General features: G+C 46.3%; 15 protein-coding genes. 11 read left to right on the forward strand and 4 right to left on the reverse strand.

Going from position 1 to position 16443, the window contains the following annotated elements; all coding sequences use genetic code 11:
* Positions 1–118: 118 nt before the first annotated feature.
* From KNO98_RS01615 to KNO98_RS01625, 3 genes are all read right to left on the reverse strand, one after another.
* The gene (locus KNO98_RS01615; RefSeq protein WP_214698412.1) at positions 119–1438 is read right to left on the reverse strand and encodes a Na+/H+ antiporter family protein; all 1320 of its coding nucleotides are present in this window, start codon (positions 1436–1438) and stop codon (positions 119–121) included.
* Positions 1439–1580: 142 nt separating this feature from the next.
* Positions 1581–2294, reverse strand: coding sequence for a YebC/PmpR family DNA-binding transcriptional regulator (locus KNO98_RS01620; RefSeq protein ID WP_026826059.1), 714 nt, complete (start codon positions 2292–2294; stop codon positions 1581–1583).
* A gap of 80 nt (positions 2295–2374) precedes the next feature.
* Positions 2375–2821, reverse strand: a complete 447-nt coding sequence (locus tag KNO98_RS01625; RefSeq protein WP_026826058.1) for a MarR family winged helix-turn-helix transcriptional regulator — start codon at positions 2819–2821, stop codon at positions 2375–2377.
* A 388-nt stretch (positions 2822–3209) separates the two neighbouring features.
* Between KNO98_RS01625 and adhE the strand changes: the two genes are divergently transcribed.
* The 11 genes from adhE (at position 3210) to KNO98_RS01680 (ending at position 15577) form a co-directional block, all read left to right on the forward strand.
* A complete protein-coding gene (gene adhE / locus KNO98_RS01630) occupies positions 3210–5801 on the forward strand; it encodes a bifunctional acetaldehyde-CoA/alcohol dehydrogenase (RefSeq protein ID WP_026826057.1) in 2592 nt (863 codons plus the stop codon).
* Between the two features lie 179 nt (positions 5802–5980).
* Positions 5981–7165, forward strand: coding sequence for a zinc-binding metallopeptidase family protein (locus KNO98_RS01635; RefSeq protein WP_214698419.1), 1185 nt, complete (start codon positions 5981–5983; stop codon positions 7163–7165).
* Positions 7166–7250: 85 nt separating this feature from the next.
* Entirely contained in the window at positions 7251–8165 is a 915-nt protein-coding gene (locus tag KNO98_RS01640) for an alpha/beta hydrolase (RefSeq protein WP_214698421.1), read from the forward strand.
* A gap of 137 nt (positions 8166–8302) precedes the next feature.
* Positions 8303–9046 carry a DeoR/GlpR family DNA-binding transcription regulator gene (locus tag KNO98_RS01645; RefSeq protein ID WP_026826054.1) on the forward strand — a complete coding sequence of 248 codons (744 nt, stop codon included), beginning with the start codon at positions 8303–8305 and terminating at the stop codon, positions 9044–9046.
* Positions 9043–9972 carry a 1-phosphofructokinase gene (gene pfkB, locus KNO98_RS01650; protein WP_026826053.1) on the forward strand — a complete coding sequence of 310 codons (930 nt, stop codon included), beginning with the start codon at positions 9043–9045 and terminating at the stop codon, positions 9970–9972. Before KNO98_RS01645 ends, pfkB begins: the two co-directional genes overlap by 4 nt.
* Positions 9969–11879, forward strand: a complete 1911-nt coding sequence (locus KNO98_RS01655; protein WP_214698422.1) for a PTS fructose transporter subunit IIABC — start codon at positions 9969–9971, stop codon at positions 11877–11879. Before pfkB ends, KNO98_RS01655 begins: the two co-directional genes overlap by 4 nt.
* Before the next feature lie 142 nt (positions 11880–12021).
* The gene (locus KNO98_RS01660; RefSeq protein WP_214698424.1) at positions 12022–12543 is read left to right on the forward strand and encodes a GNAT family N-acetyltransferase; all 522 of its coding nucleotides are present in this window, start codon (positions 12022–12024) and stop codon (positions 12541–12543) included.
* Positions 12544–12816: 273 nt separating this feature from the next.
* Positions 12817–13476 carry a tetratricopeptide repeat protein gene (locus KNO98_RS01665; protein ID WP_214698426.1) on the forward strand — a complete coding sequence of 220 codons (660 nt, stop codon included), beginning with the start codon at positions 12817–12819 and terminating at the stop codon, positions 13474–13476.
* 85 nt (positions 13477–13561) lie between these two features.
* Positions 13562–14299, forward strand: a complete 738-nt coding sequence (gene pyrH, locus KNO98_RS01670; protein ID WP_214698432.1) for a UMP kinase — start codon at positions 13562–13564, stop codon at positions 14297–14299.
* Between the two features lie 9 nt (positions 14300–14308).
* Positions 14309–14956, forward strand: coding sequence for an alpha/beta family hydrolase (locus tag KNO98_RS01675; protein WP_214698434.1), 648 nt, complete (start codon positions 14309–14311; stop codon positions 14954–14956).
* A gap of 60 nt (positions 14957–15016) precedes the next feature.
* The gene (locus tag KNO98_RS01680; RefSeq protein WP_214698436.1) at positions 15017–15577 is read left to right on the forward strand and encodes a GNAT family N-acetyltransferase; all 561 of its coding nucleotides are present in this window, start codon (positions 15017–15019) and stop codon (positions 15575–15577) included.
* Positions 15578–15601: 24 nt separating this feature from the next.
* Here KNO98_RS01680 and KNO98_RS01685 read toward each other — a convergent pair whose 3' ends face one another.
* Positions 15602–16237 carry a peroxiredoxin-like family protein gene (locus KNO98_RS01685; RefSeq protein WP_214698438.1) on the reverse strand — a complete coding sequence of 212 codons (636 nt, stop codon included), beginning with the start codon at positions 16235–16237 and terminating at the stop codon, positions 15602–15604.
* Between the last annotated feature and the right edge of the window lie 206 nt (positions 16238–16443).

Consider the following 16443-nt stretch of genomic DNA (forward strand, 5'->3'; position numbering starts at 1 on the left):
TCCTTATCTTTTGTTTAGGAGGAGTTTTATGTTTACCGAAATCCTCATGTACACCGGAATCTGGTTTATCCTCATATTAATTTTACTAGGAACTATTTATTCACGACGGAAGAAATGATTAAAGGACCATTGCCGCAATCACCCCGAAGATGATGAGAGGGATGTTGTAGTGTAGGAACGTTGGCCAAACCGTCTCACGTAGGTGATCGTGTTGGCCGTCAGCGTTCAATCCACTCGTAGGTCCGAGCGTCGAGTCACTTGCAGGACTCCCCGCATCACCAAGAGCACCCGCAGTCCCGATGATGGCAATCGTCGCCTCCACAGAGAAACCGTACTGTACACAAAGAGGAACAAAGATGGCTGCGATGATTGGAATGGTCGAGAAACTTGACCCGATTCCGAGCGTGATCACTAGTCCGACGAGTAGCATAACGAGAGCGGCAATCATTTTCGAGTCACCCATCAGATTGCTCGCACCGTTGACGAGCGGATCAATCGCGCCTGTTTCACGAATGACGGCTGCGAATCCGCTTGCGGCAATCATGACGAAACCGATGAACGCCATCATGCGCATGCCGCTTGTGAAGATGTCATCTGCCTCCGACCAAGGGATGAGGCGGAAAATCGAGAGTAACATCAGTCCTGTCACTGCCGAGGCGATCATCGACTCGGTCTGTAATTGAACGATGAGAACGATGAGAACAACGACAAGCGTCATGATCATCTTGAAACCGCCCATTTGACGAACTTCATAGTCAGACGGTCCGAGTGCGATTGTTTCATACGTTCGCGGTTTCCGGTAATGGATGAACGCTGCGATCAATCCGACGACCATACCTAATGCCGGGATTCCCATGATTGAGATGATATTGACGTCGCCGACTGTCAAGCCGTTCGCTTCGACATTCGCAATGAGAATCTCATTCAAATAGATTCCGCCAAATCCGACCGGTAACAACATGTATGGTGTCACAAGACCGAAAGTTAAGATTGTCGCTACGAGACGGCGATCTAGTTTCAATTCATTGAATAAGACGAGTAACGGTGGAATCACAATCGGGATAAAGGCGATGTGAATCGGGAGTACGTTCTGTGAGCTGATCGACAATAATAAGAGTAGCGACAATAAGAACGCTTTGACATAACTCACGCGTTTACCCGACACGTCACGACCCGACATGGCAATCAGTTTTTCGGCCAAGACGTCTGGTAGACCCGTCTTCGACAACCCGACGGCGAATGCGCCGAGGAGTGCGTAACTGAGCGCGATGCTCGCTCCGCCCCCGAGGCCGTCGCTAAAAGCGGTCAACGTATCGTTAAACTCAAGTCCTCCAACAAGCCCTCCGACTAGCGCCGCTAATATTAAGGATAATACAATGTGCACTCGACTGATGGCGAGCGCGAATAAGACGATGACTGCAAGTAACACTGCATTCATATACATCCAACACCTTTCATATTTTCTTTCTCTTGGTATCACTTTAATATGATAAAGACTTTTTGAAATTTAACATATGATGTGACCCTTGTCAAATCGCTCATGAAAAAAGCGATAACTCGTAAAAGTTATCGCTTGCGTGTTACATATCGACGTTGTGATACACTTGGCGCACATCTTCCAAGTCTTCGAGAACGTCAATTAATTTTTCGAATTGTTCTTTCGATGCGTCATCGAGCGACACTTCGTTCTGTGGGAGCATCGTCAACTCTGCGACGGCAAACTCCTCAACCCCGGCAGCCTTGAATGCGGTCTGAACGGCGTGGAACGCTTCAGGCTCGGCATAGACGATTACCGTCTCGTCTTCTTCGATGACATCACGAACGTCAAGGTCGTGTTCCATCATAAGTTCAAGAACATCATCTGCAGACATTTGGTTGACACCGATGACGGCTGTCGCATCGAACATATAAGCGACCGAACCACTGACGCCCATGTTGCCTCCGTTTTTACCGAAAGCAGCACGAACTTCTGATGCTGTACGGTTCACGTTGTTCGTCAACGTGTCGACGATGACCATCGCACCATTCGGTCCGAATCCTTCATAACGAAGTTCGTCGAAGTTCTCTTCGTCGCCGCCTTTTGCTTTATCGATTGCACGATCGATGATTGCGCGAGGCACGTTATATGTTTTAGCGCGCTCCACCACAAATTTTAATGACTGGTTCAATTCAGGATCTGGTTCCCCTTGTCGGGCGACCACATAGATTTCGCGACCGAACTTCGCATAAACGCGACTCGTGTTGGCATCTTTAGACGCCTTCTTCTCTTTAATGTTGTTCCATTTACGACCCATTACATGTCATCTCTCTTTCCATTTGTACGTAGATTCATTACAGATTATATAAGAAGTTGGCTGAATTGACGAGTAAAGATTTACTCGTCGCCTTTGTCCATTTTCTCTACAATCTCAGTGAGGGTCTTCAAACTTTCAATCAGCCGGTCTGTCTCATCTTCATTTAAAAATGCGAGGCGCTCTTCGAATAGCGTTCGGAACGAGTCTCTTCGTTCAAGTAAGATTCGCTCACCTTTCTCCGTCAGCTGGTTCCATATCACTCGGCGATCCCGTTCGTCGGGTACGCGGGTAATGTAGCCCTCGTTCAACAGTTTCGTGATGAGAGGGGTGACGTTCGGTGGTGCGATGGAGAGTGTCTCGCTAATTCGTCCATTCGTGACTGCCCCCTCGTCTTCAATCAACATTAATAGATGGAAATGAGAAAAGTTCAAGTTTGGAATTTGAGGAAAATCAGATCGACGTAGCAATTTACGACGAATTAAAGGGATTAGTTTGACAAACTGGTCCGCTGCATCTTGTTTCGGCATAATAGATTCACTTCCTAGTTAGGTTCTATGTTCATTATACACGAGTTAGGTGCAGTTGAACCTAAAAACGGGTTGATGTGATGATTGATACATCTTATAAGAGATAGAACTGACACAATTAATGTAAGCGTTTACATGAATTGTTACTCATGTTTTCATGAAAACGTATTCGATTTTACTGAGGGTGCATGAAAAAATCAAGAGCTATCAACAAATGATAAAAAAATATTGTGAAAGAGTTCACATTGTTGTCACCCACAAAACCGGGAAAACATTGTATTCTATGAATGTGAAGGAAAGCACAATCTCTTGAAAACAAGCACCACATCGTGCTTCCATCAAGTCAATATGTTCATTAAAAGCTCTCACTTATGAGGAGGAACCTAACATGGCAGTTAAAGAGAAAGCAAAAGTGGAAACAACGGCAGAACAAATGGTGGATACGCTCGTAGCGGGCGCACACGCCGCACTCGATACGTTAATGACGTTCGACCAAGAGAAAATTGATCACATCGTACAAGCGATGGCGCTCGCAGGTCTAGAGAAGCACGTCGAACTTGCGAAACTAGCATATACAGAAACAGGTCGCGGTGTCTTTGAAGATAAGATGATCAAAAACATCTTTGCGACAGAATATATTTATAACTCACTTCGTGGAGAGAAAACGGTTGGCGTCCTTGAAGATGACGTTCAAAACGGAATCACATACATCGCAGAGCCGGTCGGCGTCGTTGCAGGTGTCACACCGGTCACGAACCCTACTTCTACTACGATGTTCAAAGCGATCATCGCCATTAAAACACGTAACCCGATTATCTTTGCCTTCCACCCGTCAGCTCAACAATGTTCTAGTGAGGCAGCGCGGGTCCTCCGTGACGCAGCGGTAGCCGCAGGAGCTCCTGAAAACTTGATTCAATGGGTAGAAGTCCCGTCACTTGATGCGACGAAAGCACTCATGAATCATCCTGGTGTCGCGATGGTCCTTGCTACTGGTGGAGCAGCGATGGTCAAGTCCGCCTACTCGACTGGTAAACCGGCTCTCGGTGTCGGACCTGGTAACGTACCAGCCTATATCGACAAAACAGCAAAAGTGAAACGTGCCATCTCAGACGTTATCCTTTCAAAAACGTTCGACAACGGGATGATCTGTGCGTCTGAACAAGCAATCATCGTCGACCAAGAAGTATACGAAGAAGTGAAAGCGGAAATGACAGCACTCGGTTGCTATTTCTGCTCACCTGAAGAAAAAGCGAAACTTGAAACACTCGTCATCCGTACGGACACATGCGCAGTCAACCCAGAGATCGTTGGGAAGCCGGCAGCGTGGATTGCAGAAAAAGCAGGTCTCAAAGTCCCAGCTGACACAAAAATCTTGATTGCTGAACTTGAAACGGTTGGCGCGACAGAACTTCTCTCACATGAAAAATTGAGCCCGGTCCTCGGTGCTTATAAAGTTCAATCACGTGAAGAAGGATTTGCGGTTGCTGAAAAAATGCTTGAAATCGGTGGTCTCGGCCATACAGCTGTCATCCACTCAACGGACGACGATGCCATCCTTGATTTCGGTCTTCGTATGAAAGCTTGTCGCATCATCGTCAACTCACCATCAGCACACGGTGGAATCGGTGACCTTTACAACGAAATGACACCATCCCTCACGCTCGGTTGTGGGTCTTACGGTAAAAACTCCGTCTCTGAAAACGTGACGGCGAAACATCTACTCAACGTGAAAAAGGTGGCGAGACGTCGCGTGAATATGCAATGGTTTAAAGTACCTGAAAAAATCTACTTTGAGAAAAACTCTGTCCAATACCTTCAATCACTCACAACGAAAAAGCGGGCGATGATTGTAACGGATGAAATGATGGTCAAACTCGGATTCGCTGATAAAGTCATCAAAAACTTACCAGCAGGTGTTGAGTACCGTATTTTCGACCAAGTCGAACCAGACCCATCTGTTGAGACGGTCATGAACGGTGCTGAAGCGATGCGTCACTTCCAGCCAGACATGATCATCGCACTTGGTGGTGGTTCGCCGATGGATGCTGCGAAAGGAATGTGGCTCTTCTATGAACGTCCAGAAGAGAAGTTCTCAAACCTTCGTCAGAAATTCATGGATATTCGCAAACGGACATACAAGTTCCCGACACTCGGTAACAAATCAATGTTCGTCGCAATCCCAACAACTTCTGGTACAGGTTCAGAAGTAACACCTTTTACCGTCATTACAGACAAAAAACGTAATGTGAAATATCCGATTGCTGACTACGCGATCACACCAGACGTCGCCATCGTCGACCCTGAGTTCGTCATGACCGTACCAGCATCAATCACGGCAGATACAGGAATGGACGTGTTGACACACGCCATCGAAGCTTACGTATCAGTCATGGCAAACGACTATACGGACGGACTTGCGCTCCGTTCGATGAAGATGATCTTCGACTACCTACCAAAAGCGTATGAAAACGGTAGCGACGCGGAAGCTCGTCAGAAAGTGCACAACGCGTCAACAATGGCAGGTATGGCGTTCGCGAACGCGTTCCTCGGCATCAACCACTCGATCGCTCACAAAATCGGTGGAGAGTTCCACGTACCGCACGGTCGCACAAACGCGATCCTCATGCCACACGTCATCCGTTACAATGCGACACGCCCATCAAAACTTGCGGCGTTCCCGAAATATGAGTCATTCATCGCTGACGAACGTTACGCAGAAATCGCACGTTACCTCGGTCTTCCGGCAAGCACGACAGCAGAAGGTGTCGAATCACTCGTCCAAGCAATCATTGAGCTCGGACAACGTTTGAACATCAAACTCTCGTTCAAAGCACAAGGCATCAAGAAAGCAGATCTTGATGCGAAGATTGACAAAATGGCGGTCGACGCATTCGAAGACCAATGTACGACGGCGAACCCGAAAATGCCGCTCGTTGAAGAATTGAAAGAAATCATGTACGCAGCATACGAAGGCGTATAAGAATCAATAGTCACGCGTGAGCCCGTTCAACTCGAACGGGCTCTTTTTGTGGTCTGAACATGATATTCAGTTTCTAAAATTATATTTAATGGATAAAATATTAAATAGTCAGACGATAAATAGCTGTCTATAATAAATATTGGCATACTTAGCCAATATCATTGAATGGGGATCATGTAATGTTAATAGTGATTAGTTTGTTGCGTTCAATCGCGACAGTCTTTCTCTTTTTTAATCCAATCCATCCGACACCGCTCGAGACTGCGGAATACTTTTCATCAGTCGATCGAAATGCAGATAGCTGGGAAAGTGCTGACTTTTTTGAATCATTCGGAACCGATTTACCCGTCGACATGGACCGGAACGTCCTTTACACAGAACGGATAACCGGTTGGACTGAGATTGAGGTGGGTGATGAAACGTATGAAGGTCTTTCATCGATGACGTTTGATCAACCGTTCAAAGGAACAATTTTACATATGGAGTGGGGACAAGATATTCCGGATGTCAAAGAGAAAGTGATTGTCTTACCGACGACAAAGTTTTCATATGACAATATCGAGGATGCGTATACCGTCGATTTCACGGGTGAAGTATTGAATGACCAAGAAGCGAACGCATATTTGTCATTACTCGCATCTAAGGGAGCGGCAGGATACTTGATCACACCTTATGAAGACGATCCATATGGGATGGGTTTTGTTTTCACGTCATCCTACATGCCGTTAGATGGTACGGGTGTAGACTCCGATACGGCTGAACAGCTGAAGGATGGACAATCGATAAAGATAGAGCCTTACCGTGAAGAGATCCCATATATCGAATTTGTTCAAACAGGGAAGAGTAATCAAGAAATCATCATCATGTCCCGACTCGATTCTTCCTGGCACGGTGCCCATTATTTGTCTGCCGTCGGACCGTCGACGGTCTTATATCATCTCATGCAAGTGATGAACGAGGAGACACCGGACTATACGATTCGATATGTCTTTTTGAATGGGAATGGGGACTCTAGAGAAGCGAGTGACGATTTCCTCGAACGATTAATGGTTCAAAGGGAGAAAGTCGATGCAGTCGTCATGCTCGATATTCTTGGGACCGGCGACGGCCCACTATACGTTCGGACGAAAGGGATGAAATCATATCGTATCCTTGAACAGACTCCGTTCGATCAATTAACAGTTCGTTCGATGGGGAGTTCTCCGGGTGATGCTTATGATGAAGAAGGATTACCTTATCTGATGTTGAGTGATTCATTAGAAGGAAGTTGGCAAGTGTTTACGGAGAAGGATACGTTCGAACGCCTGACGGAAGATGGGTTAGCTGATGCGGTCAATTGGTTGCACGTTTGGCTAACGGACTGACCGTATAGATGTCGCTGTCTCATTTGACGGCGACATATTTTTTTTGGATGTCAGTTTCGGGTATGATAGTAATGGAGGCGATACGATGAAACAAGAGATGACGATTACGACAGCATATGGAACGATTGCAGGAACTTTTCTTTCGCATGAGGAGCCTCGGGCGACCATCGTCATGTTGAGCGGGAGTGGACCGAGTGACCGTGATGGTAACATGGGAGGTGTCGGTTTTAATACGTATGCCAAGTTGGCAGAAGCGTTGTACGACTACGGTTACAACGTGTTCCGATATGATAAACAAGGAATCGGGAAGTCCGATGGGGATTTTAATAAAGTTGGCTTACATGATTTGATTAACGATGCGATTCTTGTCGTGCGCACCATTCGACAACTAGCCGATGTGAATCGATTATATCTACTCGGTCATAGTGAAGGGGCCGTTCTTGCTCCTGCCGTTCAGCTTGAGACGAAAGCCGATGGATTGATTTTACTGTCTGGGTTCCATGAATCGTCAAAGCAGATGTTCCTATACCAAGCAGACGCGCTGGCTAAAGACATCGAACATGTGAAGGGAATAAAAGGTCTCTTCTATCGGTTGACGGGCGTTGCCAAAAAAGTCAGACAGCGACAGGACGACTTGCTCGAGCGGTCTTTACGGACGAACGTGTCGTCTTTCAAATATCGTGGGCAAGTCGTTAATGCGAAATGGATTCGAGAACATGCATCCTATGACGTCCGTGAGCGGTTAGAGCATGTGACCGTCCCGGTGCTTGCGATTACAGGGGGACGTGATGTTCAAGTCCCACCAGAACACGTCCATATGATTCAAACGAAAGGGGAGGTCACCCCATCGATTATCGATGATATGAATCATCTCCTCGTGACACGTGAGTCACCCCATTCGCTTCTCATGCTGCATAAAGAATATCGAGAAGCAATCGATGCGCCGATTCATCCAAAACTTGTTCAAGAGTTGGATGAATGGTTAAAAAAACAGTCATGAACACAAAAAAACGGTCAGTAAATGACCGTTTTTTTGTGTTATAATTGTGACAAGTTGAATGAATATGGACGTTTTTGAATGATTTTAGTTGTTTTCATAATGGAAACGCTTTATATTAGACGTATGGAGGGAACAAGATGTTAACGAAACAACGACATCAGTTGATTTTGCAACGCTTATCTGAACAAAAGGTCGTCAAATTGAAAGAACTGGTTGATTTGACCGATTCGTCCGAGTCGACGATCCGTCGAGATTTGACGGACCTCGAAGAGGAAGGATATTTGGCAAGGGTTCACGGCGGAGCAACACTCATTGCGACTCCAGATGAAGAACCGACGTTTGAAGAGAAGCGAGATCGGTTCGTAGATGAAAAAGTTGCGATTGCACGGAAGGCCGCGACATTCATCGAAGACGGGATGTCGATCTATTTAGATGCCGGTACAACCACTCAGGCGATGGTTCCATTTTTAGAAGGGAAGAAAATCGTCGTCGTCACAAACAGTCTACCGATTGCGAATGAATTATTTGATCTTGATATTAAGACGTTTGTGATTGGCGGAGAATTAAAGCGTTCCACCCAAGCACTTGTCGGGTATAACGCACGCGAGAGCATGATGAATTATCGAGTCGACCTCGCCTTTCTCGGAATGAACGGAATCGACCTTGATGCGGGTTACACGACCCCAGACCCAGAAGAAGCGCTTGTCAAAAAAACGGCAATCGAATTGGCACAAACGTCCTTCGTACTCGCTGACGCATCGAAAATCGGGAAACGGACGTTCAGCCGAGTTGCGACGTTAGATGCCGCACAGTTGATCACATCAAGCGATGAGTCAATGAGTTCCATCCAAACAATCACAAAGGTGGTGAATGCGAAATGATTTATACGTTAACACTCAACCCTTCTATTGATTACTACGTAACATTACCTAAAGTACATCTAGGAGAAGTGAACCGAATCGAAGAGACGACAGAGCGAGCAGGTGGGAAGGGCATCAACGTCTCAATCGTTCTCCGGGAGTATGCACAAGACACAAAGGCACTTGGTTTCATCGGTGGGACGACAGGTGACTTCATTAAAAAGTCACTCGTCGATCACGGTGTACACACCGATTTCGTAGAGGTGAATGGAAGCACCCGGATCAACGTCAAGATTCGAGCGAAAGAGGAAACGGAACTGAATGCGAGCGGACCGAATATCACAGAGTATGAGCTCGAACAATTGACGGCCAAGTTCGATCAGGTTCAAAAAGGTGATATCGTCGTCCTTGCGGGTAGTATTCCAAGTAACCTACCAGACTCTCTATATCGGACGATTGCCGAATCGATTCGCGAAAAAGGGGCTGACTTTGTCGTTGATACGACGAAAGAAGCCATGCTCGAAGTGCTCGCCCTCGAACCACTCATGATCAAACCGAACCACCATGAATTAGGTGAATTGTTTGATACCGAAATTGAAACATTCGAGGAAGCTCTTCCTTATGCGGAACAACTCGTCAAACGTGGGGCGAAAAATGTCATCATCTCCTTTGCGGGAGACGGGGCGCTACTCGTTAACAAGGACGGAGCCGTCACAGCAAACACACCGACAGGGAAGCTCGTCAATTCGGTCGGTGCAGGAGACTCGCTCGTCGCCGGATTTGTCGCGAATGTGAAAGAAAAAGGCGAACAAGAAGCATTTCGATATGCGGTCACGACAGGAAGCGCATCTGCATATACGTTCGGTCTATGTTCGAAACAAGAGATCGATCGCTTGATCGATCAAGTACAACTCACACCACTTAAACGAATGGAGGAAACAACATGAAAATCACGGACTTGCTCCAACGCGACACGATTCAATTGAATCTAAGCGCGAGTTCTAAGCGTGAGGTCATCGAAGAACTTGTCGATGTCCTCGACCGCGCTGGTAAACTATCGGACCGCAACGGTTATCGCGATGCGATCCTAAAACGTGAAAGCGAGAGCACGACTGGGCTCGGTGAAGGCATTGCCATCCCGCACGCGAAAACGAGTGCAGTCAAGTCACCAGCGATCGCGTTCGGTCGCTCGGAAGGTGTCGACTACGAAGCGTTAGACGGACAACCGAGCCGCCTCTTCTTCATGATTGCGGCAGGCGAAAACGCCAATAATGAACACCTTGAAACACTCTCTAAACTATCAGTTTACTTGATGGACCCTGCATTCCAGGAACGGCTCTATGCGGCTACTTCTGAAAACGATGTCATCCGTGCAATCGAAGAAAAAGAAGCAGCAGAAGAGAAGCCAGAGGTCGTCAAACCGACAAACACGGATGCACCGTTCATTTTGGCGGTCACGGCTTGTCCGACCGGTATCGCTCATACGTATATGGCAGCAGATAGCTTGAAGCAAAAAGCGGAAGCGATGGGCGTCGACATCAAAGTCGAAACGAACGGGTCGACTGGCGTCAAAAATGAATTGACGCGCGCGGACATTGACCGGGCAACAGCAATCATCGTCGCAGCGGACAAGGCTGTTGAAATGGATCGCTTCGCTGGTAAACGAGTCATTGAAGTTCCGGTCGCACAAGGGATTCGGAAACCGGAAGAACTCATCAATCGTGCGGTGAAACAAGATGCGCCGGTATATGAGGCTTCGAAATCGTCAGGTGGTGCTTCGAAAGAGCAACGTACAGGCGTGTACAAGCACTTGATGAGCGGTGTATCCGCGATGCTTCCACTCGTTGTCGCAGGTGGACTCTTGATTGCCATCAGCTTCTTCTGGGGCATCAACTCCGCCAACCCGGATGACCCGTCTTACAATGAATTTGCTGCACAGTTGATGACGATCGGTGGAGCTGCATTCGGCTTCCTCGTTCCGATTCTCGCCGGTTTCATCGCGATGTCGATCGCCGATCGCCCAGGTCTCGCACCAGGTCTCGTGGCCGGGGTACTCGCAAGTCAAGGGAACGCAGGATTCCTCGGTGGTCTCATCGCTGGTTTCTTGGCAGGTTATGTCGTCCTGTTCTTGAAAAAAGCACTCGCAAAATTGCCTGCTTCACTTGAAGGAATCAAACCAGTCCTCTTGTATCCGTTACTCGGTTCGTTTATCTCAGGTATGGTCATGTTGCTCGTCGTCAATGAACCGATTGCAGCACTCATGACATGGTTGATGGATACGTTGAACAGCATGAGTGGCGCGAACGCCATCCTTTTAGGAGTCATCGTCGGTGGGATGATGGCAGTCGATATGGGTGGTCCGATCAACAAGACAGCGTACGTCTTCGGTACGGCAGCACTTACAGCGGGTAACCAAGAAGTCATGGCAGCGGTCATGGCTGGAGGGATGGTACCACCACTCCTCGTCGCACTCGCATCAACAGTCTTCGCTCGTCAAAAGTTCTCGAAACAAGAGCGCGAAGCAGGAAAAACCGCTTATATCATGGGAGCTTCGTTTATCACGGAAGCGGCGATCCCATTCGCAGCTGCGGACCCGATTCGCGTTCTTCCATCAGCGATTCTCGGTTCTGCCATCGCAGGCGGATTGTCCGCATTCTTCACGATTCAATTGCCGGCGCCACACGGTGGAATCTTCGTCTTCCCACTTCTTGAAGGTGCTGGAAATGTCGCGGTGAGTATGGGTCTTTACGCACTCGCTATCTTGGCAGGTGCGGTGGTCGGAGCATTGCTTCTCTCGTTCTTGAAAAAACCGTTAACAACGGCTACACCGATTCAGTCAAAAGAAGTTGCATAATTAGTGAATAGACACTGCCTCAGTAGAGGTGGCGTCTATTTTTTTTATGGTAGGTGATCGAATAGAATTCACATAATTCGAGATTGCATGTTGGAGATTTGTGGTAAACTATTTGTAAAGATTCGGGTAGGAGGGGGTCACATTGGACATTCGGGTCGCCAAACCAGACGATGTATATGGGATTGCGAGAGTGCGTGTGAACGGATGGCGCACGACCTATCGGGGGATCGTACCGACCGAGTACTTATTGAAACTTTCGTCCGGTTCCATCGAATGGGCAGAACGGTTGCGGACAGCACTTCGTCGGCAAGAGGTAGCCGGCTTTGTGGCGATTGTCGATGACGAGATTGTGGGCTTCGTTCTATACGGAGAAGAACGTACGGGTGAGTATCCAGACCATACGAACGAAGTGTATGCCATTTATATTTTAGAGAACCATCAAGGGAACGGAATCGGGTCCGCTCTCCTTGAACATGCCGTGCAATCGATGTGTGAAGCGGGTCTCTTGATCTGGGCACTAGAGATGAATCCGTTCCGCACATTTTATGAGCGAAAACAAGGGCAGGTCATCGACCAAAAAGATCGGGAGTTTGGTGAATTGTTACTCCGCGAAGTGGCATACGGTTGGGAAACGACTCGTCATGATTCGATTATGGGTGCCTAAGCTTAAAGACTGTAGAATGTTCTACGGTCTTTTTTTGTGCCGATTGGAGCTTTTTATCTATAGTGATTCATTCTGCCTTTGAGCTACAATCATAAACATACATGAAATAAATTTACCCGTTCATGTATGTTCAATAAATCATAGTAATGTGCGTCCAGTTATTTTTTGGAAACTCATATTGCTACTTTATGTGTGGTGACAAAATCGTATTCAAATCACCCAGTTAAATTAGGGTGAAGTAGTGAAAATTTTGTTTTTTAAGGGGGAGATAAAATGATAAATTTTGATCAAGAAATTAAAAAAATACAAACTATGGCACAATCGCCAAAGAAGCTGTTCCTTGCAATCCGTGCCGCCAGAGAATTAGTCAAAGAGTACCCAGACGAATTCATCGCCTGGACGACTCTCATTAGTGCTGAAATGGATACGCCGGAAGAAGACTATGAGAGTGCCTCTAAACACTTATTCGAAGCATTTGATAAGTTTCCGGAGCATTCGATTTTTTTCGCCCTCGGCGTATATCTTGAATCAACTTTCGTCTATCCAGTATATGACGAAACAAAGATCGAAGAGATCGAGTCGATGCTCGATAAAATGGATGCTAAGTCAAAAGGAATCCTTTACTATTCAATGGCCAATCTACATGAAATCGAACATCCAGAAAAATATGAATCGTATCTATTAAAGGCGATAGCAGAGTACCCAGAATTTCCTCGTTACTATCTTTGTCTTGGACGGTACTATATCTCAACCGAGAGTATTGAAAAGGGAAAGCAGTATGTAAGAGAAGGTTTGCTAAGAGTAAAAGAGTGTTTCAATGAAGCATCGCCTCTAGAATTTGAAATTTCTTTATATACGTTTATCGATGAAGAAATCGGTGGACTTTATATGTTCGATGAGTTTTACAAGGAATATAAAGAAATGTCCTTATGAATCAATTAAAAATAGTGTTGTTCCATTATATAAACTCTTCTATACTGAATTGAACAAAAAATTCCAAATGAAGGGTTGGGGAAAGATGGAACACCGGAAAATCTGTATTAAGTTAAGTGGGGCCGCTCTAGCTGGTGATGGACCGGATAATTTTGACGAAATGAGTCTCAGCCTGATTGCAGAAGAAATATTGTCACTCGCAAATAGCGGGGTTGAAGTATGTGTCATGGTCGGAGGGGGAAATCTCTTCCGAGGGAATCAAGCAGAAGCATGGGGGATCAATCGAGTGGAAGCTGACAGCATCGGGACGCTCGGGACAGTCATGAACTCATTGATGCTGCGTGGCATCTTGAAACGTGATGCCAATCGAGAAGTACGCGTCATGACGTCGATTCCAATGCCGAGTGTAGCCGAGGCATACATTCAACTTCGAGCCATCAATCATTTGAAAAAAGGATATATCGTCATTTTTGCAGGCGGTAACGGTCAACCGTTCGTCTCTTCAGACTATCCGGCTGTTCAGCGTGCGATCGAAGTGGGATGCGATGCCTTGTTTGTTGCCAAGAACGGTGTCTCCGGCGTATATGACCGAGATCCTCGTTTGGATTCGGACGCTCGTCAATTTGAAACCCTACACTATAACGACGTCATCGCTCATGACTTGAAAGTGATGGATCAATCGGCATTACTCCTCGCTAGAGACCACGGTTTGCCGATTCACTTGTTCGACTTCAAGGAACGGAACGCCATTCATCGGATTCTCCAAGGAGAGACCATTGGAACGCTGATTCATCACCATGACACGCAACTTTTGCAGAATTGAGGGGACGATATGCATGAAGTAACAGATGGTCAAGTCGTCGGGACAAACGGAATATCTGTCTCGTATTCGTTCCTGCAGCCTGATTCGTCATCCAACACGCTCGTGATGTTGTTGCCCGGATACGGATATACGAATGATTCCCCGATGTTTCGATACACGACAGCACTTTGTTTAGAGAATGGATTGAACATTCTTGAAGTCAACTACAACTATCGGGATGAGCGGTATGATTCAGTCGATGTATCAGAGGCGATTGTTGACGATGTTCGTCTCGTCATCGATCAAGTGCTACAATCCCATTCTTTTAATGAGTACATAATCGTTGGGAAATCGCTCGGTACGGTTGCGATGGCAAGTGAACTTACCCGAAACGTGTTTCATGATGCTAAACTGATTTGGTTGACACCTTTATTGAAACAAGACGACATATACGAAGCGATCCAGTCTCATAAAGGTCAACAGATGGTTCTCATGGGAACAGCGGACCAACATTATGTACTGGAACGAATCGAGCATCTTGAACATCTAGCATTGACTAAACTCGAGATTGTCGAGCAGATGAATCATAGTCTCGAGTACACAGGTAACACATACGAGTCACTACGGCTACTTGAAACACTACTCAAGCGAGTGGAGCAATTTATGATTTCCTCATAGGTCGTGAACCGGTGGGGAGTTTCACAGGGCGATTGCGATCAAATGTAAGGGGGAGACAACGTGAAATTTACCACTGAGCGTCTAGAAATCAGACCATTTACGGAGAAAGACTTGCATGCTACATTCGAAATGTATAGCAAGCCAGAAGTATGTAGATATCTTTTGCATGAGTCTTGGACTACTGAGAACGTGGAGACAGAGTTTAGAAAGAAACGAGATCAGCGTACGCTCTCCGAAAAGAGTGCGTTGAGTCTGGCGGTGCTCCATCAACAAAAAGTAATCGGTGATCTTACGGTATGGTACACGGGGATGAAAGAAACCGTCGAGATCGGCTATTGTTTTTCTGATTCACATTCAGGAAAAGGATATGCAACGGAGGCGGTGAGCGGATTGCTTGGGGAGTTGTTTACGAAGCTCAATCTACATCGAGTGCAAGCCAATCTCGACGCCAGAAATGTTTCTTCTCAGAAATTATGTGAACGGGTTGGGATGAGAAAAGAGGCCCATTTCATCAAAGATTACTGGAGTAAACAGGAGTGGACTGACAGCATGGTGTACGCCATGTTGCACGAGGAGTTTGTCAATCAAATGGATGAAAAATGCGAATGGGAAAAGAGATGACGTGACGCGCCATCTCTTTTTGTTTTATAATTTTCCAATCACCGTCAACGGGTCGACACGTTCTGTATAATCCGCAGGGACGTCACTGAATGAAATCGTTCCGTCTGAATCTATAATGAACGTGGCCGGTTTCGGCAACTGCCAATCCTCGTTCCCATTATGTGCGTCGACGTGCAGCCCAGACGCCTTATAAACGTCGATCAAGTAATCCGGCATGTCAAAGACGAGGTCGAATTGGCGTGCGACTTGATTATCTCCGTCGCTCAATACGTAAAAATCAAGTTCATTCTTTTCTTTCGTTGAAAGGGAATAATCCGGCGTCTCAGGACTGATTGCGACAAGAGTAGCCCCTTTTTCTTGAATCGTTGCCAACTCGCGCTGGTATGCGCGAAGCTCGAGGTTACAGTATGGACACCATCCGCCACGATAAAACGTGACAATTACAGGTCCTTTTTCAAGCAACGACTGCAACTCGACTTTTGTTCCGTCCGCGTGAGGCAATTCAAACAGAGGTGCTGACTCACCTACTCTTAATCCTGACGCAATTCCCGAATCTTTCAATTCCTGCGTTGCCTTTGCCATCAATCGTTGCTTCTCGGCAGGTGCTTTTTGTTTGAACTGTTCCTTATAACTTTTAATTTCTTCCAATAATGAATTCATATTTTTACCCCCTTTCCTGATAGGTTAACTCAATTTTATATTTAATTCGAATGATTTGATTTTAAATTTTATATTGTACGTATGAAACTCCATTTCAAGTTCCGAAAAATAATTTTCGAATAATTCAATCAACTATTAAAATATATATTTCTTAACCGATATTGTGAATAACCCAAGGATGACTCGGTAGGTCAACGACACTCCTT

The organism is Exiguobacterium sp. s57 (assembly GCF_018617685.1).
In the GTDB taxonomy this organism is placed as follows: domain Bacteria; phylum Bacillota; class Bacilli; order Exiguobacteriales; family Exiguobacteriaceae; genus Exiguobacterium; species Exiguobacterium marinum.